General features: G+C 69.5%; 23 protein-coding genes. 11 read left to right on the forward strand and 12 right to left on the reverse strand.

Features of this window, described 5'->3' with window-relative positions; translation table 11 throughout:
• Nucleotides 1-79: 79 nt before the first annotated feature.
• The gene (locus tag AB0B96_RS32265; RefSeq protein WP_362904829.1) at nucleotides 80-673 is read right to left on the reverse strand and encodes a TetR/AcrR family transcriptional regulator; all 594 of its coding nucleotides are present in this window, start codon (nucleotides 671-673) and stop codon (nucleotides 80-82) included.
• 75 nt (nucleotides 674-748) lie between these two features.
• On the opposite strand from AB0B96_RS32265, the gene AB0B96_RS32270 reads away from it, so the two are divergent.
• Nucleotides 749-1,543, forward strand: coding sequence for an MBL fold metallo-hydrolase (locus tag AB0B96_RS32270; protein WP_362904831.1), 795 nt, complete (start codon nucleotides 749-751; stop codon nucleotides 1,541-1,543).
• A gap of 22 nt (nucleotides 1,544-1,565) precedes the next feature.
• On the opposite strand, the gene AB0B96_RS32275 is transcribed toward AB0B96_RS32270, so the two are convergent.
• From AB0B96_RS32275 to AB0B96_RS32310, 8 genes are all read right to left on the reverse strand, one after another.
• Nucleotides 1,566-2,627: a hypothetical protein gene (locus AB0B96_RS32275; protein ID WP_362904833.1), complete on the reverse strand. Its 1,062-nt coding sequence runs from the start codon at nucleotides 2,625-2,627 to the stop codon at nucleotides 1,566-1,568.
• A gap of 155 nt (nucleotides 2,628-2,782) precedes the next feature.
• On the reverse strand, nucleotides 2,783-3,982 hold the full coding sequence (locus tag AB0B96_RS32280) for a cytochrome P450 (RefSeq protein WP_362904835.1): 1,200 nt from the start codon (nucleotides 3,980-3,982) through the stop codon (nucleotides 2,783-2,785).
• Between the two features lie 197 nt (nucleotides 3,983-4,179).
• A complete protein-coding gene (locus AB0B96_RS32285) occupies nucleotides 4,180-4,971 on the reverse strand; it encodes an ABC transporter permease (protein WP_362904837.1) in 792 nt (263 codons plus the stop codon).
• Nucleotides 4,968-5,918 (reverse strand): ATP-binding cassette domain-containing protein, encoded by a 951-nt coding sequence (locus tag AB0B96_RS32290; protein ID WP_362904839.1) that lies wholly within the window; start codon nucleotides 5,916-5,918, stop codon nucleotides 4,968-4,970. Before AB0B96_RS32290 ends, AB0B96_RS32285 begins: the two co-directional genes overlap by 4 nt.
• Nucleotides 5,919-5,940: 22 nt before the next feature.
• The gene (locus tag AB0B96_RS32295; RefSeq protein ID WP_362904841.1) at nucleotides 5,941-6,789 is read right to left on the reverse strand and encodes a DUF4097 family beta strand repeat-containing protein; all 849 of its coding nucleotides are present in this window, start codon (nucleotides 6,787-6,789) and stop codon (nucleotides 5,941-5,943) included.
• A 190-nt stretch (nucleotides 6,790-6,979) separates the two neighbouring features.
• Nucleotides 6,980-7,498: a YlcI/YnfO family protein gene (locus tag AB0B96_RS32300; RefSeq protein ID WP_350945684.1), complete on the reverse strand. Its 519-nt coding sequence runs from the start codon at nucleotides 7,496-7,498 to the stop codon at nucleotides 6,980-6,982.
• A 209-nt stretch (nucleotides 7,499-7,707) separates the two neighbouring features.
• Nucleotides 7,708-8,799 (reverse strand): hypothetical protein, encoded by a 1,092-nt coding sequence (locus AB0B96_RS32305; protein ID WP_362904843.1) that lies wholly within the window; start codon nucleotides 8,797-8,799, stop codon nucleotides 7,708-7,710.
• Between the two features lie 361 nt (nucleotides 8,800-9,160).
• Nucleotides 9,161-10,336 carry a hypothetical protein gene (locus tag AB0B96_RS32310; RefSeq protein WP_362904845.1) on the reverse strand — a complete coding sequence of 392 codons (1,176 nt, stop codon included), beginning with the start codon at nucleotides 10,334-10,336 and terminating at the stop codon, nucleotides 9,161-9,163.
• Nucleotides 10,337-10,714: 378 nt separating this feature from the next.
• On the opposite strand from AB0B96_RS32310, the gene AB0B96_RS32315 reads away from it, so the two are divergent.
• The 8 genes from AB0B96_RS32315 to AB0B96_RS32350 all read left to right on the forward strand — a co-directional run bounded on the left by AB0B96_RS32315 (nucleotide 10,715) and on the right by AB0B96_RS32350 (nucleotide 17,987).
• On the forward strand, nucleotides 10,715-11,152 hold the full coding sequence (locus AB0B96_RS32315) for an ester cyclase (RefSeq protein WP_362904846.1): 438 nt from the start codon (nucleotides 10,715-10,717) through the stop codon (nucleotides 11,150-11,152).
• 178 nt (nucleotides 11,153-11,330) lie between these two features.
• Nucleotides 11,331-12,392, forward strand: coding sequence for an iron ABC transporter substrate-binding protein (locus AB0B96_RS32320; protein WP_362904848.1), 1,062 nt, complete (start codon nucleotides 11,331-11,333; stop codon nucleotides 12,390-12,392).
• Between the two features lie 110 nt (nucleotides 12,393-12,502).
• The gene (locus tag AB0B96_RS32325; RefSeq protein WP_362904850.1) at nucleotides 12,503-14,014 is read left to right on the forward strand and encodes an iron ABC transporter permease; all 1,512 of its coding nucleotides are present in this window, start codon (nucleotides 12,503-12,505) and stop codon (nucleotides 14,012-14,014) included.
• Nucleotides 14,011-15,078 (forward strand): ABC transporter ATP-binding protein, encoded by a 1,068-nt coding sequence (locus tag AB0B96_RS32330; protein ID WP_362904852.1) that lies wholly within the window; start codon nucleotides 14,011-14,013, stop codon nucleotides 15,076-15,078. Before AB0B96_RS32325 ends, AB0B96_RS32330 begins: the two co-directional genes overlap by 4 nt.
• 313 nt (nucleotides 15,079-15,391) lie before the next feature.
• Nucleotides 15,392-15,937: a helix-turn-helix domain-containing protein gene (locus tag AB0B96_RS32335; RefSeq protein ID WP_362904854.1), complete on the forward strand. Its 546-nt coding sequence runs from the start codon at nucleotides 15,392-15,394 to the stop codon at nucleotides 15,935-15,937.
• Between the two features lie 3 nt (nucleotides 15,938-15,940).
• Nucleotides 15,941-16,303, forward strand: coding sequence for a hypothetical protein (locus tag AB0B96_RS32340; protein ID WP_362904856.1), 363 nt, complete (start codon nucleotides 15,941-15,943; stop codon nucleotides 16,301-16,303).
• Nucleotides 16,300-17,193 (forward strand): ATP-binding cassette domain-containing protein, encoded by an 894-nt coding sequence (locus tag AB0B96_RS32345; RefSeq protein ID WP_362904858.1) that lies wholly within the window; start codon nucleotides 16,300-16,302, stop codon nucleotides 17,191-17,193. The genes AB0B96_RS32340 and AB0B96_RS32345 overlap by 4 nt, the downstream gene beginning before the upstream one ends.
• Nucleotides 17,190-17,987 (forward strand): ABC transporter permease, encoded by a 798-nt coding sequence (locus AB0B96_RS32350; protein ID WP_362904860.1) that lies wholly within the window; start codon nucleotides 17,190-17,192, stop codon nucleotides 17,985-17,987. Before AB0B96_RS32345 ends, AB0B96_RS32350 begins: the two co-directional genes overlap by 4 nt.
• 128 nt (nucleotides 17,988-18,115) lie before the next feature.
• Here the strand turns inward: AB0B96_RS32350 and AB0B96_RS32355 are convergent, their stop codons facing one another.
• Nucleotides 18,116-18,634 (reverse strand): FBP domain-containing protein, encoded by a 519-nt coding sequence (locus tag AB0B96_RS32355; protein WP_362904862.1) that lies wholly within the window; start codon nucleotides 18,632-18,634, stop codon nucleotides 18,116-18,118.
• A 512-nt stretch (nucleotides 18,635-19,146) separates the two neighbouring features.
• Here AB0B96_RS32355 and AB0B96_RS32360 point away from each other — a divergent pair.
• Nucleotides 19,147-19,875 (forward strand): hypothetical protein, encoded by a 729-nt coding sequence (locus AB0B96_RS32360; RefSeq protein WP_362904864.1) that lies wholly within the window; start codon nucleotides 19,147-19,149, stop codon nucleotides 19,873-19,875.
• A 148-nt stretch (nucleotides 19,876-20,023) separates the two neighbouring features.
• Here the strand turns inward: AB0B96_RS32360 and AB0B96_RS32365 are convergent, their stop codons facing one another.
• A complete protein-coding gene (locus AB0B96_RS32365) occupies nucleotides 20,024-21,484 on the reverse strand; it encodes a serine/threonine-protein kinase (protein WP_362904866.1) in 1,461 nt (486 codons plus the stop codon).
• Nucleotides 21,485-21,811: 327 nt separating this feature from the next.
• Here AB0B96_RS32365 and AB0B96_RS32370 point away from each other — a divergent pair, with 327 nt between their 5' ends.
• Nucleotides 21,812-23,320: a glycosyltransferase family 39 protein gene (locus AB0B96_RS32370; RefSeq protein WP_362904868.1), complete on the forward strand. Its 1,509-nt coding sequence runs from the start codon at nucleotides 21,812-21,814 to the stop codon at nucleotides 23,318-23,320.
• Nucleotides 23,321-23,401: 81 nt separating this feature from the next.
• On the opposite strand, the gene AB0B96_RS32375 is transcribed toward AB0B96_RS32370, so the two are convergent.
• Entirely contained in the window at nucleotides 23,402-23,620 is a 219-nt protein-coding gene (locus AB0B96_RS32375) for a helix-hairpin-helix domain-containing protein (RefSeq protein ID WP_362904870.1), read from the reverse strand.
• Between the last annotated feature and the right edge of the window lie 375 nt (nucleotides 23,621-23,995).

Raw genomic sequence — 23,995 nt, forward strand, 5'->3', positions numbered from 1 at the left:
AGGTCGCGATGCTCGCCGGTATCGGCGCCGACGAGGCGGTGATCGCTCGTGTCGGTTCTGTCCCGCCTGATCGGGAAGTTCACCGGGTTATGGCGGCCAGCATGAGACGCCGTGCGCGTGACGGTGCGGTGGCGTCGGCGAGGAGCTGGATCTCCTGGTTGGCCGACATCGCGATCCCGATCAGGGTCGTCACGAGGTCGTCCGCGTCCGGCGTCGTGGTGATGTCGCCCGCGGTCCGCGCGATCACGATCTGCTCGCGCAGGAAGGCCCGCCACTGGGTCACGATGGTGAGGAGGAGGCTCCGCAACTCGCCTGGCCGGCCGTCCAGCTCACAGGACGCGGCGGTGATGAAGCACCCGTTGGGAAACGGGCTGCTGTCCAGATAGCCGCACCACAGGTCGATCAGCGCGCGCAGGCGCGGCAGGCCCGGCTCCTCCTTCATGCTCGGCGCGACGACGGCGGCGACGAACATGTCGGCCGCCTTGGTCAGCACGGCGGACTGCAGTTCGGCGCGGGAGCCGAAGGGGCCGACGACGCCTGCCTTGCTCATGCCGAGGGCTTCGGCCAGGGAGCCGATGGTCAGCGCGTGGAGGCCGTCGCTGGAGGCCTTCGTCACGCCGGTGGCGACGATTCGGTCGCGGGTCAGCTGGGCCGCCTCGGCGGATCTTCTCATGATTGACGAGTTTAGCAAACGATCGTACGCTAACCGATTAACGAACGATCGTACGCTAAAAAAGGGGTCCGGGAGATGCGTGTTCGGTGGCTGGGCTGGGCCGGGGTGGAGCTGGAAGCGCGGGGTCACAGCGTGGTGATCGACCTGCTCGGCTACCCGGAGGGAGTGCTGGAGGATACCCCGTTGTCGGCACCCATGCCGCAGGTCGTCCGGCCCCGCACCGAGGGGGACGTGATCGCCGGGCTGTGCACGCATCTGCACCGGGACCACACCGACGCCGCGGCACTGGCCGAAGCGCTACGCCCCGACGGCCGGGTGTTGCATCCGGTCTCCTTCGGTGGCGACGACCACGAGAACCTGTGGACGCTCAAGGCCGACCGCGAGCTCGACGAACGGCACCTGTCCCGGCGTCCGATGGGTCTGTGGGAGACCGTCACGATCGGCCCTTTCACGATCGCGGCCGTTCCGGCCGTCGACACCCTGGGTGATCCGCAGGTGTCCTGGGCCGTCGAAGCGGGCGGAAAACGCGTGCTGCACCTGGGCGACAGCATGTTCCACGGCTACTGGTGGCGCGCCGCCCACCGGTTCGGGCCGTTCGACGCGGTGCTCACCCCCATCAACGGGCCGACCGTGTGTTTCCCGCACTGTCAGCCCCCGAGCCCGTACCCGGCCTCGCTCGACGCCGGCCAGGCGGCCGTGGCCGCGCGCCTGCTGGGAGCGAGGGTCGCGGTGCCGATCCACTACGACGGATTCCACATCGACGGCTTCTACGACACCCGGCCCGATGAGCTTTCCCGGTTCTTGGACGCGACCTCGGCCGAGACCTATGAGGTCGCCGCCCTCAAGCAGGGCGAGGACCTCACCCTCTGAGGGCTGTGCCCCAGGCCGCCGGTCAGCGGGCCGCGTACGTGATCATCGCTGAGTGGTCGACCTTCCAGTTGCCGTTGTAGCAGACGACATGCCGGATCATCACGCGCGTCGTGTACCAGTCCCAGGGGGCCGACAGGTTGCAGAACTCCGCGTTGTAGCCGACCGCGGTGACCTGGACGTTGTCCGGGGGCGCGCCGACCTCGGTGAAGACCACCTGCTTCTTGGGGCCATCGGGACTACCGCTGATCTGCACGGTCCCGCCCCGGGAGTTGTAGTTCAGATGAGCCATTGTCATCGGGCTGACGCTCGTGCCGGGGGCGATGTGGAAGGTGTAGGCGAAACGGTTCGACTCGGAGGGCCCGACGACGGGCCGCTCGCGGTGGTAGGTGAGGCTCCATCCGGTGCTCAGCGGCGCGCCGGTGGCGTCGTAGCAGCGCACCACGATTCTCTGCGCGGGCGGCGTTGGTTGCCACCCGGCCACCTTGCAACGCGCGGGTACGGACGGGTCGACCGCGGTGACCTGGATGTTCCCCGCGTGAACCTCCGAACCGAACCCCGGCAGGACGGCCCACCACACTCCCGGGAGCGACGTCGGCTCGACGGTGTTCACCGCGGCCGGACCCGAGGAGTTGAAGCGCGAGACCACCGCGGAGCCGTCCCAGTGCACGTACCCGAACGCCCGGGGCATGGGGAGATACTGGGAACTGTCTCCGAAGGAGAGGGAGAACCACGAGGCGATCGGGCCGACACCGTACCGGTGGCACTGGACCGCCACGACCTCGTCGGCACCCGACTGCCACCAGCCCTCGACCTGGCACCAGTCGGCGGAAGAGGAGATCGCCGTGACGTGGGCGACTCCCCCCGAGGCCCTTCCGATCTGCGGGAACCTCACGAACACCTGACCGGGACCGCCCAAAGTGGTCTGGACCCTGTATCCGCCCGGCCACGAGCCCCCCTGGCGTGAGGAGTCCGGGACGCCGTCGATCCTGATGACGGCGAAGCCCCAGCGAGGAGGGTCGGCCGCCGTGGCCGCCGTGGCGGTCGCGGTGAGCCCGGTCGCGGCCAGGGCCACGACGCAGAACATTCGTACGATCATTGCCCATGATCGGCGCATGACATCCTTCACCACGTTGGAGAGAGGAGGGTTAGGCCCTTGATAACCCGCCGGCCATGCGGTTGAGAAGGCCCAAATCAACCGGAAAAGGAAGCGGTGACGCTCTGCGTGGGCGGACGGACCGGTCACGTGTCCCAGGTGACCGGGAGGCTCTTCACCCCGTAGATGTCGGCGGTCTCCGGGCGCAGGCCGATCTCCTCGGCCGGCACGGCCAGGCGCAGGGTGGGGAAGCGGTCGAGCAGGGCGGGGAAGGCGACCCGCATCTCGACGCGGGCGAGCTGCTGGCCCAGGCACTGGTGGATGCCGTGGCCGAAGGCCAGATGCCCGCCGTCCTGCCTGCGCAGGTCGAGCCTGTGGGGGTCGGCGAAGCGCTCGGGGTCACGGTTGGCGGTGTTGTACGACAGGATCATCATCGAGCCGGCCCTGATGGTGTGGCCGCCCAGCTCGACGTCCTCCAAGGCGACCCTGAAGAACTGCTTGGCGACGCTCAGATATCTCAGCAGCTCCTCCACGGCCCGGTCGACGAGCGCGGGGTCGGCGCGCAGGGCGGCGAGCTGCTCCGGGTTCTGCAGTAGCGCGAAGGTGCCCAGCGCGAGCATGTTGGCGGTGGTGTCGAACCCGGCCGAGAGCAGGATCAGGGCCATGCCCTTGAGCTCCTCGTCGGTCAGGTCGCTGTCGAGCAGGTCGCTGAGCACGTCGTCGGTGGGGTTGGCGCGCTTGGCGGCCACCAGCTCGGCGAGATACTCCTGGGTGGCGGTGTAGGCCGCGATGAGTTCTTCGTCGGCGGTCTCCCCGCCGAGGAATTTGTCGATGTTCTCCTGGAAGCGGCCGCGGTCCTCGTACGGGACGCCCAGCAGCTCGCAGATGATGACGGAGGGGATGGGCTTGGCGAACGCGGTCACCAGGTCGGCCGTCGGCCCGGCCTGCTCCATCGCGTCCAGGTGCTCGGCGGTGACCTGCTCGACGCGCTCGGTGAGCTGCCGCATCCGTCGTACGGTGAACTTGCCGACCAGCGGTTTGCGGTAGCGGCCGTGCTGCGGCTCGTCCATCAGCAGGAACTCGCCGGGCGGCGCCGGAGGCACCTCGATGTCGCCGAGGTCGACCAGCGGGTGGTGGCGCATCAGCTCCCTGCGCGAGCTGAACCGGGGGTCGGCCAGGACCGCCCTGACCAGGTCGTAGCCGGTGACCAGCCAACCTGAGTGCTCGTCGGGGAAGGTGAAGCGGCTGATCGGGCCGTGCTCGCGCGCGTCGAGCAGCTCCTTGGGCGGGTCGAAGGGACAGCCGGACGGGCGCGCGGTCGGCAGGGTGGTGACGATGTGTTCCATGGTCGTTCCTCTTCTCTGCTCGGGGGTTACTTGCGATGGCGTGTGTTCTTCGCGGCTCGAAATTCCTGTCAGCCGTGGGAAGCGCATGGGCCGAACCGGGTGTCCGCGAATTGAGGCGCGGCTTGGCGGGTGGACTTGCGGACATCGGGCTCAGCGAGTGGACTCGCGGCCATCGGATGGATTCGCGGACATCGGGTTCAGCGGGTGGACTCGCGGTTGAAGAGCCTCTTCGACCAGAGGTAGCCGCCGAGGCCGATGACGAGGCACCAGCCGACCGCGATGGCGGCGCTGTTGCCGATCGGGGTGCCCATCAGCAGGCCGCGCAGGGTCTCGATGAGCGGTGTGAACGGCTGGTACTCGGCGAACCAGCGCAGCGCGGTCGGCATCGAGTCGGTCGGGACGAACCCGCTGCCCAGGAACGGGAGCAGCACCAGCGGCAGGCCGACGTTGCTGGAGGACTCGACGGACTTGCTGGCCAGACCGAGCGCGACCGCCAGCCAGATGAAGGCGAAGGCCATCATCACCAGGACACCGGCGAGGGCGAGCCAGTCGCCGGGCCCCGCCGACGGCCGGAAGCCGATGAGCAGCGCGACGCCGAGCACCGCCGCGATGCTGAGCATCGTCTGGATGAGGCTGCCGATGACATGTCCGGTCAGGACGGACACGCGGGCGATCGCCATGGTGCGGAACCGGTCGACGATGCCCTCGGTCATGTCCATCGCGATCGAGATGGTGGTGCCCTGGATCGCGGCGGTGATCGTCATCAGGATGATCGCGGGGGTGACGTAGTTGACGTATTCGGCGCGTCCGCCGGTGACTCCGCCGATCCCGGCGCCGAGCGTGCCGCCGAAGACGTAGACGAACAGCAGCAGGAAGACGATCGGCATGCCGATGAGCTGCAGTGTCATGGACGGGTAGCGCACCATGCGTCTGAGGTTGCGGCGGAGCATCGTCGCCGAGTCGGTCAGGGCGTGCGACATGGTGCTCATCGGGGGGCCACCTTCTCCTTGTTTCCGGTGAGAGCGAGGAAGACGTCGTCGAGGTCGGGGGTGTGCACGCTCAGCGAGCCGACCTCGACCGCGTCGCGGTCGAGCCGGTCGAGCAGGGCCTTCAGCGATGCGAGGCTGCCGTCGTGCGGTACGCGCAGGACGAGCGTTTCGCTGTCGCGGGACACCTCGCCCACGGCGCGTGCGGCGGATTCGAGGTCGCGTTCGTCGGCGAACCGCAGCAGGACGTGGCCGCCGGGGACGCGCCGCTTGAGCTCGTCCGCGGTGCCCTCGGCGACGATCTTGCCGTGGTCGAGGACCGCGATCCGGTCGGCGAGTTCGTCGGCCTCCTCCAGGTACTGGGTGGTGAGGAAGATGGTGACGCCATCGGCCACGAGCTCCCGCACGATCTGCCACATGGCGCGGCGGCTGCGCGGGTCGAGCCCGGTGGTCGGCTCGTCGAGGAAGATCACCTGTGGTGAGCCGACCAGCGTCATCGCGAGGTCGAGCCGTCGCCGCATCCCGCCGGAGTAGGTCGCCGCCGTCTTCTTCGCCGCGTCGGCGAGGTCGAACCGGTCGAGCAGCCGGGCGATCCTGTGCCTGCCCGTCTTGCGGTCGAGGTGGTGCAGGTCCGCCATGAGGGCGAGGTTCTCCTCGCCGGTGAGCAGGTTGTCGACCGCGGAGAACTGGCCGGTGACGCCGATCGCGGCACGCACCGCGTCCGGCTCGGTGGATAAGTCGTGGCCCGCGACGCGCGCGCTGCCTCCGTCCGCCCGGATGAGGGTGGACAAGATCTTGACCGTGGTGGTCTTGCCGGCGCCGTTCGCGCCGAGCAGCGAGAAGACGGTGCCACGCGGGACGTCCAGGTCGACGCCGTCGAGCACGACGTGGTCGCCGTACGAGCGGCGCAGTCTGGTCGCCGTGATCGCGGAGGGGGACGGCATGTTCATGAGAGACCCTTCTGATGTCTGGTCAGGAGCGACGGACGGTGATGTCGCCGAACGACGTGTGCGCGCGGACCTCGACGGTCTGCTCGGACTCCTCGGGTGCCTCGCCGAGGTCGTCCAGCGAGTTGGACACCCGCCCGTAGGAGGTGTCCAGGTCGAGCCATGCGGCGGTGCCGGAGGCGATGCCGATGTCGAGGTGGCCGGTCGAGGTGTGCAGCGTGACGGTGTCGCGCGCGACCCGGCCGACGCGGATGGCTCCGTTGGAGGTCTTGGCGTCCACCAGCGCGTCGGCCCGGTTGACGGAGATGTCGCCGTTGGCCGAGCGCACCCGCAGCTCACCGGTGACGGTGCCGAGCTCGGTGTTGCCGTTGGAGTTCTTGACGACGGCGGCGCCGTCGATGTCGCCGATGCGCACGCGCCCGGTGCCGGTGGAGACGTCGACGTCGCCCGTGACCGCTTCGACGGTGATGTCTCCACCGGAGGTGCTCAGTCGAAGCGGTCCGGTCCGGTCGAGGTGGAAGTGCCCGGCCGACGCCTTGAACCGGCACTCTCCCAGCGTGCCGACGCCGCGCAGGTCTCCCATCGACAGGTCCGCGTGCACGTGCGAGCCGGTGGGAAGCTCGATCAGCAGGTCGACCGACCTGGTCTTCTTGGAGAAGTCGAGCATGCGGGCCTTCGGCCCTCTCACCGTCAAGGTGCCGTTGGCGTACTCGACGCGCGTCTTCTGCGCGGCGTCCACGTCGGACTCGTCGGACGCGTCGCTCGGCCGCACCTCGACGACGGTGTCGGTCCGGTCGCTCGCGATGATCTGAACGTCACCGGTGGAGAGCTCGATCGTGGCGGAAATCGGTTCGGGCGTGGCGAAAATTGGCATGGCTGTCCCCTCGGAGTGAGTCAGAAGAACATTTCCGCTGGTCGGAGGTGTGTGGAGAAAGTGGCTCTGGATGTCGAGGTGGGCCGGTGAGGCCGGCCGGTGGAACGTCGTACGCCGCGTCGGTTGGGTGGGGCAGTGAGCTCGGCCCGTGAAACGCCGTAGGCCGCGTTCGCCGCGTCGATCGGGTGGGTCAGCGGGCCCAGCCGGTGGAACGCTGCGCGCCGCGTTTACCGCGTCGGTCGGAGTCGTGGTCGCGCTCCGAGGCGCGCAGCGCGGTCGAGGCGGCCCGCACCAGCCAGGCGTTGAGCGAACGGCCCTCCTTGGCGGCCGCCTCCTCGATCGCGGCCTTGAGCTGCTCGGGGAGGCGGACGTTGATCCGTGTCACCGGCCCGTCCTCGAAGCTCGCCGCGGCGTCGTCGGCCGACGGCGCGCTCGGAGCCGGGGTGTCGGCGGCGAGATGCTCCATCTGCCGAACCGCCACGACGAAGCTCGGGTCACGCCCCCGCAGGTGAACCTGGACCGAACCGGGAGCCAGATCTCGGGTGATCTCGTCGGCGGCCGCCGACAACGCCTCAAGCAGGGTGAGCCGGATCGCCGACTCCATCGAAACGGTCAACCGCTCGATCAGCACACTGGCGTCGCCTTCACCGGTCTCGGCGGCGGTCAGCAACTCGCGACCGAGCGAGGCCACATACGGGGTCAAGTCCATGGCATCACTATGGCACACGGTGATGCCACTTACAAGCCATATTGGCTCAGCTTGGCATCACTCTGGCTCAGGCGCCGTTCGGGTGATGCCGACCTCGCGGGCGACGTGGCGTTCGACGGCATCCTCATCACCGCCGATCGCCGCACGGGGAGGCGGACGCTCGTTTCCGCCGTCGGCGGTCCGGCGCCTAAGGGGAAAGAAGACCCTGGTCAGCGGGCTATGTAGGTGATCATCGCCGGGTGGTCGACCGGGACGGTGCCGTTGTAGCAGCTGACGTACCGGATGCTCACATACGTCGAATACGTCTCCCAGGGGGCGTACAGATTGCAGAACTCCGGGCCGTAGCCGAACGCGGTCACCTGGACGTTGTCCGCATATCCGCTGACCTCGCCGAACATCACCTGTTTCCTGGCGACCCCGAAATTGTTGAGCTGCAGGCCCCCGGACTGCGAGTTGTAGCTGACCGGGTACGGCGTCGGCACATAGGGGCCCTGGGTCGTGGGGGCGTTGTCGAAGGTGTAGGCGAAGCGGTACCCCGAAGGTGTCCAGGTGATGGCCCGCTCGCGGTGGTAGGTCAGGCTCCATCCGGTGTTCAGTGATGTGCCGGTGGCGTCGTAGCAGCGCACCACGATGCTCTGCGTGGTCGTCGTCGCGCTCCATCCGCCCAGCTTGCAGTGTGCCGGCACGGTCGGCTCGACCGCGGTGACCTGGATGTTCCCAGCCTGGCCCGCCGAGCCGAGTCCGGGCAGGGTGACCCGCCACGTTCCCGGGGCCGTCAGCGGCACGACGGTGTTCACCGCGGCCGGCCCCGAGGAGTTGAACCCCGTGGCCACGGCGGAGCCGTCCCAGTGCACGTACCCGAACGCCTGGCGCGCGGGCAGGTACTGTTCGCTGGAGCCGAAGGTGACCGAGAACCGCGAGGCGATCGGCCCGACGCCGTACCGGTGACACCGCACCGCCACGATCTCGTCGGCGCCCGACTGCCACCAGCCCTCGACCTGGCACCAGTCGGCGGACTGGGAGATCGCCGTAACGTGGGCGACTCCCCCCGAAGCCCTACCGATCTGCGGGAACCTCACGAACACCTGACCGGGCTCGCCCTGGGTGGCCTCGACCTTGAGCCCCTGCGGCCACGAGCCCGCCTGGTGCAGGGTCTCCACCACCGCGCTGCCTCTGACGACGGCGAATCCCCAGCGGGGAGGCTCGGCCGCGGTGGCGGTCACAGTGGCTGCGGCGGTCGTGACGGTCCCGGTGAGCCCGGTCGCGGCGAGGGCCGCGACGCAGAGCGTTCGTACGATCACTGCCCATAGCCGGCGCATGTCATCCCTCGTCCGCATCGGAGTGGTGGTCATGAGCGGGGATGGCGCGCGGGCGCCCCCAGACTCTTGATAACCCGCCGACCGGGCGGCTGAGAAGGCCCAATTTGACCGCCGAACTTGACTCCTGTTCGACAGTTACGGTCGGGAGTGGTTCACCTTCTCAGCGCGGGGGTCACAGACCGATGACCACCGACCGCCGTCGCACCTTCCGAGCCGCGCCTTCCGGGGTAGCCCGGCGAGCTTCTCGCCGGGCCACCGCGGTCGGATCACGGGATGCGGGCCGATCGAGCGAGGCGATCAGGCGATCAGGTGAGCGGTCGAGAGAGACGGGCGGTGACGCCGGTCAGGTTTTCGGCTTCAGCAGGTGGTGCCGCAGCCACACGTAGCCGTACCCGCCGGGGAGGTCGAGCTCCGCCACCTTCGACGTGACCCAGGAGAAGGTGCCGTCAGAGCCGTGATCCCGAAAGTCGATCTTCACCCAGGCGTGGGTGTCGCCCACCGCGACCACCGTTCCCTCCTCGAAGTGGAGCCGGCCGTTGATGGCCGGCATGTCCACCACCCACCGCTCCGTCTCAAGATCGGGGACGGCGTAGACGGTCTGCTCCGCGATGGAGGGCCCCAGCGGATAGTCCTCGAACAGCCGGCCGTCGGCGACGACATCGGACCACACGACCACGGTGCCGACCTTCAACCCGGCAACGGCCACCACCGGAGGCTGGGAGACGGCGGCCTTCTTCGCCTGGAGGTACTCCTCGTAGCTCGCGGCGGTGAACACCGGGGAGATCTCCCCGGGAATCACGAACTCCTCACTGGAATGTCTCGGGCCGAAGGCGAAACGCACGGTGATGGTCTTCTCGTGCACCGTGAACCGGTATTCGATCGGCGAGTGATGGCCTTTGTCGTCGCGTTTGTAGGAGTGGGCGCACAGGGCCTTGTAGACGGCGAGGACGCGGGGACCCCAGTTGGCCAGGTCACCGGGGTCGGCCGGGATCACGTACGCCGCTCCCATCTCGATCAGACGGGTGACCAGTGCCCTGATCGCCCCTTCCGTCGACTCGGCGGAGCACTTGGGCGCCAGGCCGGCGACCAGCCCGAAGGAGCAGTCCCAGGCGCGCTGGAAATCCTCGATGTGCTCCCGTTCCGAGATGCGAATCTCGGTGGCGTCCTCGGCGGTTATCTCCACCACCAGGTTGAAGGTGCCCTCCTTCGGCTCCGCGGGCTTCCACACACAAGGCTTGCCCGACTGGATATAGCGGACGATGCCGCCGCCCCATCCCTGGGAGGTGCGGGTCGTCATGTCGAAGTGGAACGTGCCAACCCCGATCCCGGAGGAGTCGTGCTGGGAGGAGTCGTACGGCGGATCGCCGACCAGGGCCAGGTCGCCGGGTTTCCCCTGTGTGACCAGGGCGATCGTCCTCGGCATCCAGTAGTCGCTTATCCCCAGCGCCTTGGGGAATCCGCGCAGCTGGTCGGGTGCCACGACCCGGTAGTTGTGAGGGGGGTGATAGGAGGTGCTCATGCTGGTCAACCTAACCCGCACGGGACTCGCCGACCAGCGCTATTTTCGCTGATTTCCATTTATAGCGCAGAGTTCAATATAAATCGCTTTTTTGGCGGTTTCAGCTATTTTGTAGGTGAATCCTCCTCTCCGATGCACCGGGCGAGCGGGCATGACGAAGACATGACACTCCCATGGGACGACCGGGGACCTACAGCACCTTCCGTGGTGCGAATACCACGACACCCGGACCAAAGGCTCACTTCCCACTGGATAGCTTTGAAAGAGCGCCGTCAAGGCTCTCGGTCCGACGCCCCCTGAGCACCCCCGACGTACGGCATCCCGGTCGGACCGGAAGTCCCGGAAGCCCAACGCCTCGTCCAGCACCAGGAGGGTCACGTGAATTCCTTGGAGCTCGAACGCCGCCTGATCGAAGCGATCAACGCTCACGATCTGCACCGAGTACTCGACTGCTACAGCCCGGACGCCGTCCTCGTCGCACCGTCGGGCACGATGGAGGGACATGAGCAGATCGCCTGGCTCTACGAGCAGTACTTCAAGGCGTTTCCCGACTTCAAGAAGACGGTCTGGCTGGAGGTCCCCTGCGAGGATCCCGTGGTCGCGGAATGGACGCTCACCGGCACCCACACGGGCCCCTTCCTTCTGCCCGACGGGCGCGAGGTGGAGGAGACCGGCCGTCGCATCACCGTCCGCGGCGCGTGCATGGCCTACGTCGCCAACGAAAAGATCATTACGCAACGGGACTACTTCGACCAGCTGGAGCTGTACAGCCAACTCGGCTTCGGCCTGACCGAACTCGATCTCCCCGGCACATAGGTCCCGACCGAACCCGGCCTCCCCACACATAAGTCCTGACCGAACCCGGCCTCCCCGGCACGTAGATCAGATGCCCCTCCCAGGAGGCGCCCCACCCCCTGCCGCAGCTCCTTAGGTTAGGCTCTGCTAACTTCTACAGCGATGTAGTTGCAAGCGCCATGATCGAAGGAGCACCCCGGTGCCGACGTCCCTCCCCAGAACCATGCTCAAACTGGCCACCACGGGTGCTCTCCTCTTCGGTCTGGCCGCGTGCGGCGGCGAGTCCGCGGACACCGGCGATGCCGCCGGCCAGGCGGCCGAGAAGAAGATCACCGTCTACAGCGGGCGCAACGAGGCCCTGGTCAAGCCCCTGCTGGAGAAGTTCACCGCGCAGAGCGGCATCGCCGTCGAGGCCCGCTACGCCAGCACCTCGGCCATGGCCACCCAGCTCCTGGAAGAGGGGGAGAAGTCACCGGCGGACGTCTTCTTCGCCCAGGACGCCGGCGCGCTCGGCGCCGTGGCCAAGAAGGGGATGTTCGCCCCGCTTCCGGCCGCCGTGCTCGACAAGGTGCCCGCCACCTACCGCGCCAAGAGCGGGGAGTGGGTCGGCGTCACCGCCCGCTCGCGGGTGCTGGTCTACAACCCCGACCTGGTCCCCGCCGACCAGCTGCCCACCTCGGTGTTCGACCTCACCGCTCCGGAGTGGAAGGGCAAGGTCGGGGTGGCCCCGACCAACGCGTCCTTCCAGTCGTTCGTCACCGCCGTGACCGTGCAGCACGGAGAGGCCAAGGCGAAGGAGTTCCTCGCCGGGCTCAAGGCCAACGAGCCGCAGATCCGGGAGGGCAACGGCCCGATCCTGGAGGAGGTCGACTCGGGCAAGGTCGCCGTCGGCCTGATCAACCACTACTACCTGGGCGAGCTGGCCAAGGAGCGGGGCAAGACGCCCGACGGGCTCGCCGCCAAGCTGCACTTCTTCCCCGACGGGGACAGCGGCGCCCTGGTCAACGTGGCGGGCGTCGGCGTGCTGAAGAAGGCCGCCGACAACCCTGACGTGCAGGCCTTCGTCGACTACCTGCTCGGCGCCGAGGCGCAGAAGTACTTCGCCGAGGAGACCTTCGAGTACCCGGTCCTGGCCGACGCCGCCCCGCCCGCCGGGGTGCCCGCCCTGGACGAGCTGAAGGTCCCGTCGGTCGACCTGAACGACCTCGACCAGCTTGAGGCGACGATCGCGCTCATCAAGGAATCGGGACTGGTCCCCTGAGAACGTCGCCGCTCTCCGTGAGGCGGCCGGGTCGCGGCGGATCCTCGCCGCGGCCCGGCCGTCCCGGCGTCCCGGCAGGAGGTGCGAGGCGGCCCCGCCCGGCCAGGCCCGTGGTGCTGGCGCTGTCGGTGCTCGCCGTCGCGGTCGCCCTCATCCCGCTCGCCTACCTCGCCGTCCGGACCGCCGAGGCGGGCGGGATGAGGATCGCCGAGGAACTGCTCACCGCGCGGGTCGCGGCGCTGGCGGCGAGCACGCTCGCGCTCGCGGCCGTGGTGACCCTCGCCTGCCTGGTGCTCGGGGTCGGCTCGGCCTTCCTGCTGGTGCGCACCGACCTGCCGGGCCGCCGCGTCTTCGCCGTCCTCGCCGTCCTGCCCCTCGCGGTGCCGACCTACATCGCCGCCTTCGCCTGGGTGTCGGCGGTGGACGGCTTCGAGGGCTTCTGGGCGGCGGCCCTGGTGCTGACGCTCTGCTCCTATCCCTACGTCCTGCTGCCGACCGCCGCGGCCCTCGCCGGTGCCGACCCGGCGCAGGAGGAGGTGTCGCGGTCGCTGGGCCACGACGCCTGGCACACCTTCACCCGGGTGACGCTGCGCCAGATCCGCCCCGCGATCGCCGGTGGCGGGCTGCTGGTGGCGCTGTACGTGCTGTCGGACTTCGGCGCGGTCTCGATCCTGCGCGCCGACACCTTCACCCGCGCCATCTTCCTCGCCTTCGACCTCGGCTTCGACCGTACCGGCGCACTGGTGCTGTCGACCGTACTCGTGGTGCTGACCGTGTTCATCCTGGCCGGGGAGGGCGCGACCCGGCGGCGCGGAGCCCGCTACTCCCGGCTGAGCGGCACCCGCCGCCCGCCCGCCAGGGCCGCTCTGGGCGTGGCACGCCTGCCCGCCGCGGCCGCACTGCTCGCCGTCGCGGTCCTCGCGCTCGGCGTCACCACGTACAGTCTCGCCCGGCGGATGGCCGAGGGCATCTCCCGTCCGGGAACCTGGCCGGAGGTGCTGGCCGCCGCGGGCAACTCCCTCCTGCTCGCGCTGGCGGGGACGGCGCTGACCATGCTGCTCGCGTTGCCGGTCGGGGTGTTGAACGCCCGGGTGCCGGGGCGCCTGGCCGCGACGCTGGAGCGGCTCAGCTACCTCAGCCACGCCCTGCCGGGGGTGGTGATCGGCCTGTCCCTGGTGTTCTTCGGGATCAACGTCGCCTTCCCGCTCTACCAGACGACCTGGCTGCTCGCGCTCGCCTACGCCGCGCTCTTCCTGCCGCTGGGCGTCGCCGCCGTCGCCACCGCGACGGCCCAGGCGCCGCCCGTACTCGAAGAGGTCGCCCGCTCCCTGGGCAAGGGGCCGCTCGCGGTGCTGGGCACGGTGACCCTGCCGCTCACCCTGCCGGGGATCGGCGCCGGCGCGGCGCTCGTCTTCCTCACCTGCATGAAGGAACTGCCCGCGACGCTGCTGCTCCGCCCGACCGGTGTCGACACCCTCGCCACCGAGCTGTGGTCGAACACGGCGGTCGCCGCCTACGCGGGCGCCGCCCCCTACGCGGTTCTGCTCGTGGTGTTGTCATCGGTGCCCACCTGGTTGCTCGCCGCGCGTACCGGGATTCTCAGCAAGGAGGTTCAGCGGTGAGCCGGTTGGAACTGCGCGGGCTCGCCCGGCGCTACGGGTCCGTCGCCGCCCTCGACGGGGTCGACCTCACCGTGCCGAGCGGCACCCTCACCGCCGTCCTCGGCCCCTCCGGCTGCGGCAAGACGACCCTGCTGCGCTGCGTGGCGGGCTTCGAACGCCTCGACGCGGGCGAGATCACCGTCGACGGGCGGGTCGTCGCCGGTCCCGCCGCGCACACGCCGCCTCAGCGGCGCCAGATCGTGATCGTGCCGCAGGAGGGCGCGCTCTTCCCCCACCTGTCGGTACGCGAGAACGTGGGGTACGGGCTGAGCCGGGCCGAGCGGCGGGGCGACAGGATCGAGGAGGCGCTGAGCCTGGTCGGCCTGGCCGGGTACGGCGACCGGATGCCGCACCAGATGTCCGGAGGACAGCAGCAACGGGTGGCCGTCGCCCGCGCCATGGCGCCGCGCCCCTCCCTCATCCTGCTCGACGAGCCGTTCAGCGCGCTCGACGCCGGGCTCCGCGCCGAGTTGAGGCACGACGTACGGGCCGCGCTGCGCGCGGACCGCGCCACCGGGATCCTGGTCACCCACGACCAGGGCGAGGCGCTGTCTGTGGCCGACCAGATCGCGGTGATGCGCGAGGGCGTCATCGTGCAGAGCGGCTCCCCCACCGACGTCTACCACCGGCCCGCCGACGCCTGGGTGGCCGCCTTCGTCGGCGAGGCGATCCTGCTGTCCGCACAGGACGAGCCGGGTCACCACGGTGATCCCGCGGTGTTGCGCACCGCGCTCGGCCCGGTCGTGGTGGCCGAACTCCCCCCGGGAGGCGGAGCGCTCACCGTGCTGGTCCGTCCGGAACAGGTCCGGATCACCACGCCACCGGCGCCGCAGGCCGTGATCGCGACCGTGGTCGGCGACGACTTCCACGGCCACGACGCGCTCGTCACCCTGAGCCTGTCCGACAGCACGCACGTCACCGCGCGGGTGACGGCCCCGACCGAGCCGATGACCGTCGGCGACAAGGTCGGTGTCCAGGTGGAGGGGGGCGGCCTGGCCTGGCGCGACCGGCCGGGCACCGGGTGACACGGGAGGACGCTCCTTCCCGCCCGGTCTTCCCACGGGGGTGAACACGGTCGCACCGGCCATGGTCACGGTCCTCGTGCGGTCCCGTGAATGGGCGGCGCGCTCATCGACTCGCCGAGGAGGCCGGCTGGGCCGAGGCCGGCCGGGGGCCGCCGGCCACGGCTGCGCCACCAGGCGATGGCGGCCTTCATCTACCGCGTCGGCGTAGGTGTCGGGCCGATCATGTCCGGGTGGGATCACGCCGACAGCGATCAAGCTCACGTGTTCGCATCCCCATGTCTTTCTCATTATCGATAGTGATAATGTTCTGATCGTGAGTACTTCGACAGGGCGCTGGGCCGAGTTGGCGCTCCATCCCGTGCGCATCCGCATCCTGGGCGCCGTGGCCGGCGGCCGTCGCACGGCATCCGATCTGGCGGGCCTGCTGCCCGACGTGCCACAGGCGACGCTGTACCGGCAGATCGCCACGCTGGCCAAGGCGGGTCTTCTGGAGGTGGTGGACGAACGCAAGGTCGGAGGAGCGACGGAGCGGATTTACGCCGTGGCGCAAGGCGGGGTGACCCCCACCGCCGAAGCGCTGGCTTCGACTTCCACCGAAGATCACGCGCGGTATTTCACCGCGTTCGTCAGCAGCCTGCTGTCGGAGTTCTCGCGCTACCTCGCCAGGGAGCACGTCGACCTGGCTGCCGACGGCGCCGGCTACCAGCAGCTGGTGCTGCACCTGGATGACGAGGAGTTCATCCGCTTCGCGCAGGGGTTCGCCGAGTTGGTCCAGCCCCTGCTCACCAACGAGCCGGGACGAGGCCGCACGGCCCGGTTGCTGGCGACGATTCTCCTTCCTCTGACGAAAGAAGGCTGACACATGGCGACGGTGACCATCAAAGACGGTTCGATCATTATGGAGTTCGGCCCGTGGGAGCGATTCTTCGTCGGCCGCGCCCGGCACACCATTCCCCTGGCAGCGGTACGACAGGCGATCGCCGCGGATCAGCCGCTGCGTGTCCCGCGCGGCGCAAGAAGGGGACTGACCGTGTCAGGCCACACCAAGATCGGCGTGTGGGGCCTCTACGGTGGTCCACGGCAACTGGTGTCGGTCAACCGCCACCTGCCCGGAGTGCACCTGCTGCTGGATCGCGCGAGCTCCGGCGGCGAATTCGACGAAGTCGTCATCTCGGCCCCCGACACCGACCGGCTCGTCGAGGCGATCCGGGCCGTGGCCTCATGAGCGGCATCGAGGTCCGTAACCTGACGAAGAGGTACGGTGCGCTCACCGCCGTCGACGACCTCAGCTTCACCGTCAGACCGGGAGCGGTCACCGCCTTCCTCGGCCCCAACGGGGCCGGCAAGACCACGACCATGCGCATGATGATCGACCATGTCGTGCCCACGTCCGGCAGCGTGACGATCGGTGGACGACGCTACCGCGACATCCCTCGTCCAACCACCGTGGTAGGCGCGGTCTTCGACGCCGCCTCCTTCCATCCGCACCACTCGGCAAGGGACCACCTGCGAATCTACGCCGCGATGGGCGGATACCCCAGTGGCCGGGTCGAGGACCTGCTCAGCCTTCTGGGCCTGGCCGGGGCCGCCGGGCGCAGGACGGGCGGTTTCTCCACCGGCATGCGGCAGCGGCTCAACCTGGCCACCGCTCTGCTGGGCGACCCCCACGTCTTGCTGCTGGACGAGCCGAGCAACGGCCTGGACCCCGAGGGCATCGCGTGGCTGCGGTCCTTCCTGCGCGATCTGGCCGATGAGGGCCGCACCATCCTGGTCTCCAGCCACGTGCTCAGCGAGGTCCAGCAGGTCGTCGACGACGTGGTGGTCATCAGGCAGGGGCGGTTGCTGGCCGCAGGCTCCCTGCGTGAGCTGTCCGATACGACGCAAGCCGTGCTGGTACGCACGCCCGACGCCGCCGAACTGCGGCCGATCCTGTCACGCCAGGCCCACCAGGTGGACGCGACCGGCCCGCAGAACCTACGCGTCCACGGTCTCGACCCGGCCCAGATCGCCGATCTGGCCGCCGCTCACGGGTTGCGCGTCCACGGCCTGACCACCGAACACCGCAGCCTGGAGGAGATCTTCCTCGAACTGACCGGCGAACGGACGAACGCATGAAGCCCCTCATCCACGCGGAGCTCCGCAGGCTGCTCGCCACCCGGATGTGGCTGGGCACCCTACTCGTGGCCGCCCTCCTCGGCGGCGGCCTGATCGGACTGCTTGCCCTCGTCGGACCGGAGAACTTCGACCCCCCGATGCCAGGGCTGCACACCGAAGCCGGAGTGCGAGCCGTTGTCGGCTTCCTCAGCTTCACCGCCTTCATCCCCGCCGCGATCGGCACCCTGGCCGTGACCTCGGAATACCGGCACCGGACCATCAACTTCACGTTCCTGTTCGCGCCGGAGCGCTGGCGGGTGCTGGCCGCCAAGCTCATCACCTACGGTCTGGCGGGCATGATCTACGGGCTCGTCCTGTCGGGCACCGCTGCTGTGGCGTTGTTCGGCGCCGCCGCGGCCCGCGGCATCAGCCTGGGGCTGCCCGCCGGGACCGTCATCGAGCTGCTGGGCCGCCTGGCGGTCGCGATGGTCGCCTACACAGTGCTCGGCGTGGGCATGGGCGCGCTGATTCGCCAACAGATCGCGGCGTTGTGCGTGGTGATCGGCTACCTGTACGGGGCGGAGCTGCTGCTCATCATGATCCCCGGTGTCCGCAACCTGTACCCCTGGCTACCCGGTGGCGCGACCGCGGCACTGACCGACTTCACCGCCGTGGCCGACGCCATGGCCCGGCAACTGTCCAGCGACCCCGTCCAGTTGTTGTCTCCGATGGCCGGGACGTTGATCCTGCTCGGATACACCGCGCTGGCGAGCACGGCCGCGCTGCTCCAGCCGATGCGCCGCGACCTCGCCTGATCGCTCCCAGCCGACTCCGTCGCCGCCCCGATCTCAGGGAAGCGCAACCATCTTCTTGTCGGCCAGGCACCGGCGCGGCCTGCTCCGGCTGTCTGTCCTGACCCGCCCTCGTGCGGACCGCGATCAGGTCACGCCGAACGCAGGTCTCCGTCGAAGACCTTGTCCAGGAAGTCGTCCAGGTTGACGGTGGTCCTCGCGATCCGCTCCTCCATGGTGAGCGTCTCCTCGAACCGCACGCCGGCCTCCGACCGCTTGATGCCCCGCATGTAGAGGGAGCAGGCGAGGTCGGCGCAGATGTAGGTGCCGACCGTGTTGCCCTGGCGGCCCGCGGCGCCGACCCTGGGCGCGACGAACAGGGCGACCCCGCTGCCGGAGTGGGGGGTCACGCAGATCGAGCACACGGTGCTCTTGGTGAAACCCCTGCGCACATCCTGCGCGACGCGCAGGGTGACGCCGACGAGCTCGCCCTGCCGCTCGGTGACCAGGTAGCCCCGGTCGGGAGCACCGGGATCGCGCCAGCCGAGGAAGTCGAGGTCGGCCCAGGGGAGCTCGGGCAGGCCCCTGGGCAGGTTGATCCTGCTCGCCTCCCCCTTGGAGCAGTTGACGAAGGCTCTGCGTATCTCTTTCTCGCCGACCGGATTCATCATTCACCTACCGTTACCACGATCATCGGAAAATCCCCCCGCGCCCCGCCTCCGTCGGCGCCGCGCTCGGCGCCTCCACCGGCCCGCGATTGGTCAGGTCATGCGCGACCAGGACAGGTTAGGCCAGTCCGCCGACCGATCGGACCAGGTCAGACCTGGATGGGCGGGCCGGGGCAGGGCTCGGCCGGGCCGAGGTGCTCTCGGCCCTTCGGGCAGCGGCCAGTGTCTCAGCACGTCCCGGAGGACGTCGAGGGATTTTTCCTCGGCTCGGCGGCCGAAAGGCGACGGGAAAGAGACGGTGGCCGGTCCCCATGGGCCGGCCACCGCTTCAACGGTCCTGACTCGGACGAGGTGTTCCGTTCCCCGAGGGAACCTCATGCCGTTTTCGGCCCTCGCCGAACAGCGGCCGTCAACGCGCTGAGCCCCGGTAAATCCAGTGCGGACGAGAACAGCATTCGGCATAGGCTGAGGACCAGGGAACCTGGAAGCTTCCAGGGTGCTGTTAGGGCGGGTGGATGCGAACGATCCTCTTACAGGCCGAAGGCTCTGGCGCCGAACCGGCCGTCATCGAGCTTTCCCCAGGCCACGAGATCGTTTTTGGTCGCGGGACGGCGAGCGTCCCCGTCGACTTTCCGCTGGATCATCCGGAGATCTCCAGGCGGGCCGGGGTCATCCATGCCATGGAGGATTACTGGCTGCTCACCAACCTGAGCCGGAATTCCACCCTGGTCGTGGAGAATCCCGAAGGCGGAGGGGAGTTCCTCAAGGTGGCTCCGCGGCGGGTCGCGGCGCCCGTGCCGTTCGAGTTCGCCCGCGTGGTGCTTCCGGTGGCGGGCGGCGCCTGTTCCTTCCTGGTGTTCGCCTCGCAGCACAGTTTCATCGACCCCGACACACCCGAGAGCCTGACGGTCGGCGAGCCGACGATCTCCAGCTTCTCCCTGGACGAGACGGCGAAATACTTCCTCGTGCTGGTCGCGCTCTGCGAACCGCGCCTTCGCGACTGCGCCTCCTCGGTCATCCCGACGGTGCCGGAGGTGTTGGAACTGCTGCGCGAGGTGCCCGGCTGCGAGGGGCTGACCCGCGCGGCGGTCAACTTCCACATCGACTATCTGGCGCGTAAGAAACTGCGCGTCAAACCGTCGGCCGGTTCACGCAAGGCCGACTGGCAACGCGCCGCGCTGGTCTCCGTCGCGCTGCGCTTCGATCTGGTGCGGGAGGAGCACCTGCAGCGACTGAGCCTGTGATCACGGCTGACGCCCGGCGCCCCCTCCCCGCGATCACGGCCGACGCCCCCTCCGCGCGATCACGGACGTCCCCTCCGCCCGATCACGGCTGACGTCCGACGCCTTTCCACGCGATCACGGCCGACGCCCGCGGCGCCCCTCCACGCGATCACGGCTGGTATTCGGCCCGGTGCTTCCGCACCCGTTCGACGAACGACCGGAACCGTTCGGGAACCCCGTTCTCCTCCCGGATCACCCCGTCGGAGGAGCGGAAGGCCGCGGCTCCCAGGAGGCCTGGATCTCCGGGCACCCCGGCCAGCAGGGGGAGACGTACGCACAGATAGCGGCCGACGGCGGGGATGGTGTCCTCCGGCGACAGGGGCGGGGTGAGAATGACGCCTCGGCGGTCGGCGGGCAGGTAGTACTGCAGCACCGACGGCGTCCAGCGCGCGAGGCCGTACTCGTCTTTCTCCACGTCGTGCAGTCGCGCGTCGAAGCCGCTCTCCGTCTTCAGTATCGCGGCGACCAGCGCCGGGCTCAGGCCCGGCTCGTCGCACATGGTGCCGGCTTCGACGATCAGAGCGCGATACTCCCGGGGAATGTCGGAATCGGCACGCAACCAGCGCCCGAACGGATCGGCCACGGACGCGTCGACCATCCCGGCCCCCGACGCGCCGGCCAGTACCAGAAAGGCCGCGGCCACCATCCCCGCCAACCGGATGCCCGTGCGCCGCGGCGGGGCCTCGGTGGTACCGGCCAGCACCCGCGCCCGGTAGAGCTGGCGGGCCGCACTGGGCCGGAGCCTCGCGTCAGGGGCGAGGCAGTCACTCACCCAGGAACGCCAGGTCTCGGGAAGCGAGACCGGGAGCGTCAGGGGGCGCTCTCCTGCCGCGTACTCGACGGCGGCGACGTAGCGCGCGCGGGCGGTCGGGGCGCTGAAGGGAAGATGGCCGGTGAGCAGCTGGCACGCCATCACGCCCAGCGCCCAGACGTCGGCCGAGAAGCGCACGGCGTGTCCCCGTTCGGTCACGGGCTCGCCCCAGCGTTCGGGAGGCACGTGGTCCACCGAGCCCATCGGGGGAAGATAGCCGTGGGTCCCGTCTATCTCGGTGGTCAGGCCGAAGTCGGCGAGACGTATCGAACCGTCGGCCATCATGAGCACGTTGTTGGGCTTGAGATCTCCATGCACCCATTTCTCGGCGTGCATGTACGCTATTCCCTCGCAGATCTCGGCGATCAGCCTCGGCGCGTCGGGAACGGGTTCCCCCGCTCGAATCAGATCGGCGAGCGACCGTTCCGCCAGGTCCATCACCAGAACACACGCGCCGTCGAGATCGGGATTATCCTGGTCGTCGACGACAAGCGTTTCGTGTAATCGAATCAGCCGGGAATGCTGGAGCCTGCTGTGCAGACGTATTTCCCGCTGCGTCATTTCCATGAGATGTTTCAACTGCCGTCGGGTGACCGTCCCCGTGGGCAGAAACTTCAACGCCGAGGGCGTCGAGTCCTCCCCGTCCCGAACCCCCACATAGACGCTCCCCCAACTCCCCGTGGCGACGGGCCTGCCGACCCGCCATTCACCGACGCGATATCCTTGGGGAACATCGACCGCCCACCCCGCGTTGTCCATCGGTCTCCGCCCCCCTTGTCATCCTTCGATCGGAATCATCTCAGCACGGTTCCTCGAATCGTTCTCCGGAATCATCGGCGCACAGTCCCTCGAATCGTTCATCGGTTTCACGTCGCGTAAATCGATGTTCTTTGTGAGCATCCTCCGCCGGGCTTTCCGCGGTGATCATAACAGGCGACTCGGGGTCGTTCCCCGTCCTGGATAACAGGCGCCCCGGGATCGCCCCCGCCCCGAATGCCGAGCGGCTCGGAATCACCTCCCGCATCGAACGGCGGGCGAACCGAAAACCCCCTCGCGTCACCGGCGTCGAAAGCCGATGATGAACGGGTGCCCGCCACCTCCCCCTCCGCCCCGCGCACCCCAGGCACGACCGCACCGGCCGCCCCCTTCGCCGGGCGGCCCGTCGGCGCGGTCGCACTCGCCGCGTTCGCCGTGCTGCTGGTCGCGAGCCCACGCTACGGCTACCACCGGGACGAGCTGTACTTCCGGATGCTGGGCGAACACCCCGCCCTCGGATACTTCGACACCCCGCCGCTCACCCCGCTGATCGCGCGGGCCTCGGTCGCCGTGTTCGGCGACACCGTGGTCGCCCTGCGCGTCGTTCCCGCCCTGATCGCGTCGCTCACCGTCGTCCTGGTCGCCCTCCTGGCCCGGGAGCTCGGCGGCGACCGCGGGACGCAGATCGTCGCCGCGGCGGGAATCGCCACCACGAGCCTGCTTCTGATCGGCGGGCACTCCCTGCTCACCCTGGGTGTCGATCTTCCGTTCTGGGTCGCGGCGGCGCTGTTCGCCGTACGGGCGCTGCGTGGCGACGGCCGCTGGTGGCTCGCTGTGGGCGCCGTCGCGGGGGTGGCGACGTACAACCGGCAGCTGATCGTGTTGTTCCTGGTCAGCCTGGGGGTGGGTGTGCTGGTGGCGGGGCCGCGCGACGTGCTGCGGGAGCGTGGGCTCTGGCTCGGCGCGCTGCTCGCGCTCGTGATCGCCGCGCCCAACCTGGTCTACCAGGCGACCCACGGCTGGCCGCAGCTGGTGATGGCCGGGGCGCTGGAGGCGGACGAGGGCGCCGACAACCGTCTCGCCTTCCTGCCGCTGCAGCTCCTGCTGCTCGGCCCGCCGCAGGCGGTCCTCCAGGTGGTCGGCGCCGTACGGCTGTGGCGAGAACCCCGCCTGCGCTGCCTCGCCCTCGCCTATCCACTGGCCTGCGCGCTGACGCTCTACTCCGGCGGGCGCCCCGACTACGTGGCGGGCCTGCTCGTGCTGCTCTTCGCGGCGGGGTGCGGCCCGGTCGTCCGGTGGATGTCCTCAGGTGGGGGGCGGCGCGTACTGGTCGCCGGCGCGCTCGCGGTCAACGCGGTCACCTCCGTCGTCATCGCGCTGCCGGTGATCCCTCCCTCGGCCCTGGAGGGCACCCCGGTCGCCGGGATCAACGAGGTGGCGCGCGAGTCGATCGGATGGCCGGAGTTCGCCGCGCGGGTCGCGGCGGTGGTCGACGGGCTCACGCCCGAGGAGCGCGCACGGGCCGTGCTCCTCACCGACAACTACGGCGAGGCCGGGGCGCTGGACCGCTACGCCGACCAGTACGGCCTTCCCGAGGTCCACAGCGGGCACAACGAGCTCTACTGGCGCGGCCCGCCGCCCGCGTCCGCCCGGGTCGCCGTGGTGGTGACCGACTCCCCCGGCGGCTACGCCCGCGCGTTCACCACCTGCGAGGAGCGCGGCAGGATCGACAACGGCGTCGGCCTGTCCAACGAGGAGCAGAACCTGCCCGTCCTCGTCTGCCGTGACCCGCTGCTGCCCTGGCCGCGACTCTGGCCCGAGATGCGGCACCACAGCTGACCTCCCCCGGCGGCGAACCGGCCGTCTTTCCTGCGGCTCGGGTCCTCCAGGCTTCCCGGGGCTCGGGCCCTCCGGATGGGCTTACCGGGCGGGCAGGGCGAGCCCGCGTTCGGCGAGGGCCTCGCGCAGCAGGCGGATCGCCCTGGGGCCCACGCCGTGCAGCCGCAGGAGATCCTTCTCGGTCGTGGCGGCCACCTGGACGAGCGTCGTGTAACCGGCCGCGGCGAGAGCCCGGCCCGCGGGACGTCCGATGCCGGCGGGGATGTCGGTGGGAACGTCGCCCTGGCCTGGGGTCGTCATGACGTCTCCTCGGGGGAACGGGCGGCCGGTCGCCCTGCGACGCGGGAGAACACCGCGCCGTGGGGACCCGGCATGCCGGGGACCCCGTGCCGTGGAAACCCGCGGCACGGTGGCGCAAGTTTGGCATGCTCCTACGACAAAACCGGCGAGGCGCGTACCGGGCGTCGAGTGATCACGAGCGTTGAACGATCGCGGGCATCCGGCGACCTTGGAGGAACCGTTCCCACGGAACCGGGCGCGTCGGAGCTCCTCGAGGATCCCGGCGTCGGCGGTGAGGTCCGCGCCGGGATTCCGGGTCAGGCAGTGATCATGAAAGCGAGTCCGAGCAGCACTACGACGGGGATCACCCAGACCACGGCCTCGATCGCGAACTCC

Origin of the sequence: Streptosporangium sp. NPDC049046 (assembly GCF_040649155.1) — a bacterium.
GTDB lineage: Bacteria > Actinomycetota > Actinomycetes > Streptosporangiales > Streptosporangiaceae > Streptosporangium.

Bases quoted from the DNA above. Each gene is read 5' to 3' on its own strand.
- AB0B96_RS32285 (WP_362904837.1), bottom strand. From the start codon at position 4,971: ATGAGCACCATGTCGCACGCCCTGACCGACTCGGCGACGATGCTCCGC.
- AB0B96_RS32265 (WP_362904829.1), bottom strand. From the start codon at position 673: ATGAGAAGATCCGCCGAGGCGGCCCAGCTGACCCGCGACCGAATCGTC.
- AB0B96_RS32310 (WP_362904845.1), bottom strand. From the start codon at position 10,336: ATGAGCACCTCCTATCACCCCCCTCACAACTACCGGGTCGTGGCACCC.
- AB0B96_RS32345 (WP_362904858.1), top strand. From the start codon at position 16,300: ATGAGCGGCATCGAGGTCCGTAACCTGACGAAGAGGTACGGTGCGCTC.
- AB0B96_RS32300 (WP_350945684.1), bottom strand. From the start codon at position 7,498: ATGGACTTGACCCCGTATGTGGCCTCGCTCGGTCGCGAGTTGCTGACC.
- AB0B96_RS32275 (WP_362904833.1), bottom strand. From the start codon at position 2,627: ATGTTCTGCGTCGTGGCCCTGGCCGCGACCGGGCTCACCGCGACCGCC.
- AB0B96_RS32355 (WP_362904862.1), bottom strand. From the start codon at position 18,634: ATGATGAATCCGGTCGGCGAGAAAGAGATACGCAGAGCCTTCGTCAAC.
- AB0B96_RS32365 (WP_362904866.1), bottom strand. From the start codon at position 21,484: ATGGACAACGCGGGGTGGGCGGTCGATGTTCCCCAAGGATATCGCGTC.
- AB0B96_RS32280 (WP_362904835.1), bottom strand. From the start codon at position 3,982: ATGGAACACATCGTCACCACCCTGCCGACCGCGCGCCCGTCCGGCTGT.
- AB0B96_RS32350 (WP_362904860.1), top strand. From the start codon at position 17,190: ATGAAGCCCCTCATCCACGCGGAGCTCCGCAGGCTGCTCGCCACCCGG.
- AB0B96_RS32375 (WP_362904870.1), bottom strand. From the start codon at position 23,620: ATGACGACCCCAGGCCAGGGCGACGTTCCCACCGACATCCCCGCCGGC.
- AB0B96_RS32360 (WP_362904864.1), top strand. From the start codon at position 19,147: ATGCGAACGATCCTCTTACAGGCCGAAGGCTCTGGCGCCGAACCGGCC.
- AB0B96_RS32270 (WP_362904831.1), top strand. From the start codon at position 749: ATGCGTGTTCGGTGGCTGGGCTGGGCCGGGGTGGAGCTGGAAGCGCGG.
- AB0B96_RS32340 (WP_362904856.1), top strand. From the start codon at position 15,941: ATGGCGACGGTGACCATCAAAGACGGTTCGATCATTATGGAGTTCGGC.
- AB0B96_RS32290 (WP_362904839.1), bottom strand. From the start codon at position 5,918: ATGAACATGCCGTCCCCCTCCGCGATCACGGCGACCAGACTGCGCCGC.
- AB0B96_RS32295 (WP_362904841.1), bottom strand. From the start codon at position 6,789: ATGCCAATTTTCGCCACGCCCGAACCGATTTCCGCCACGATCGAGCTC.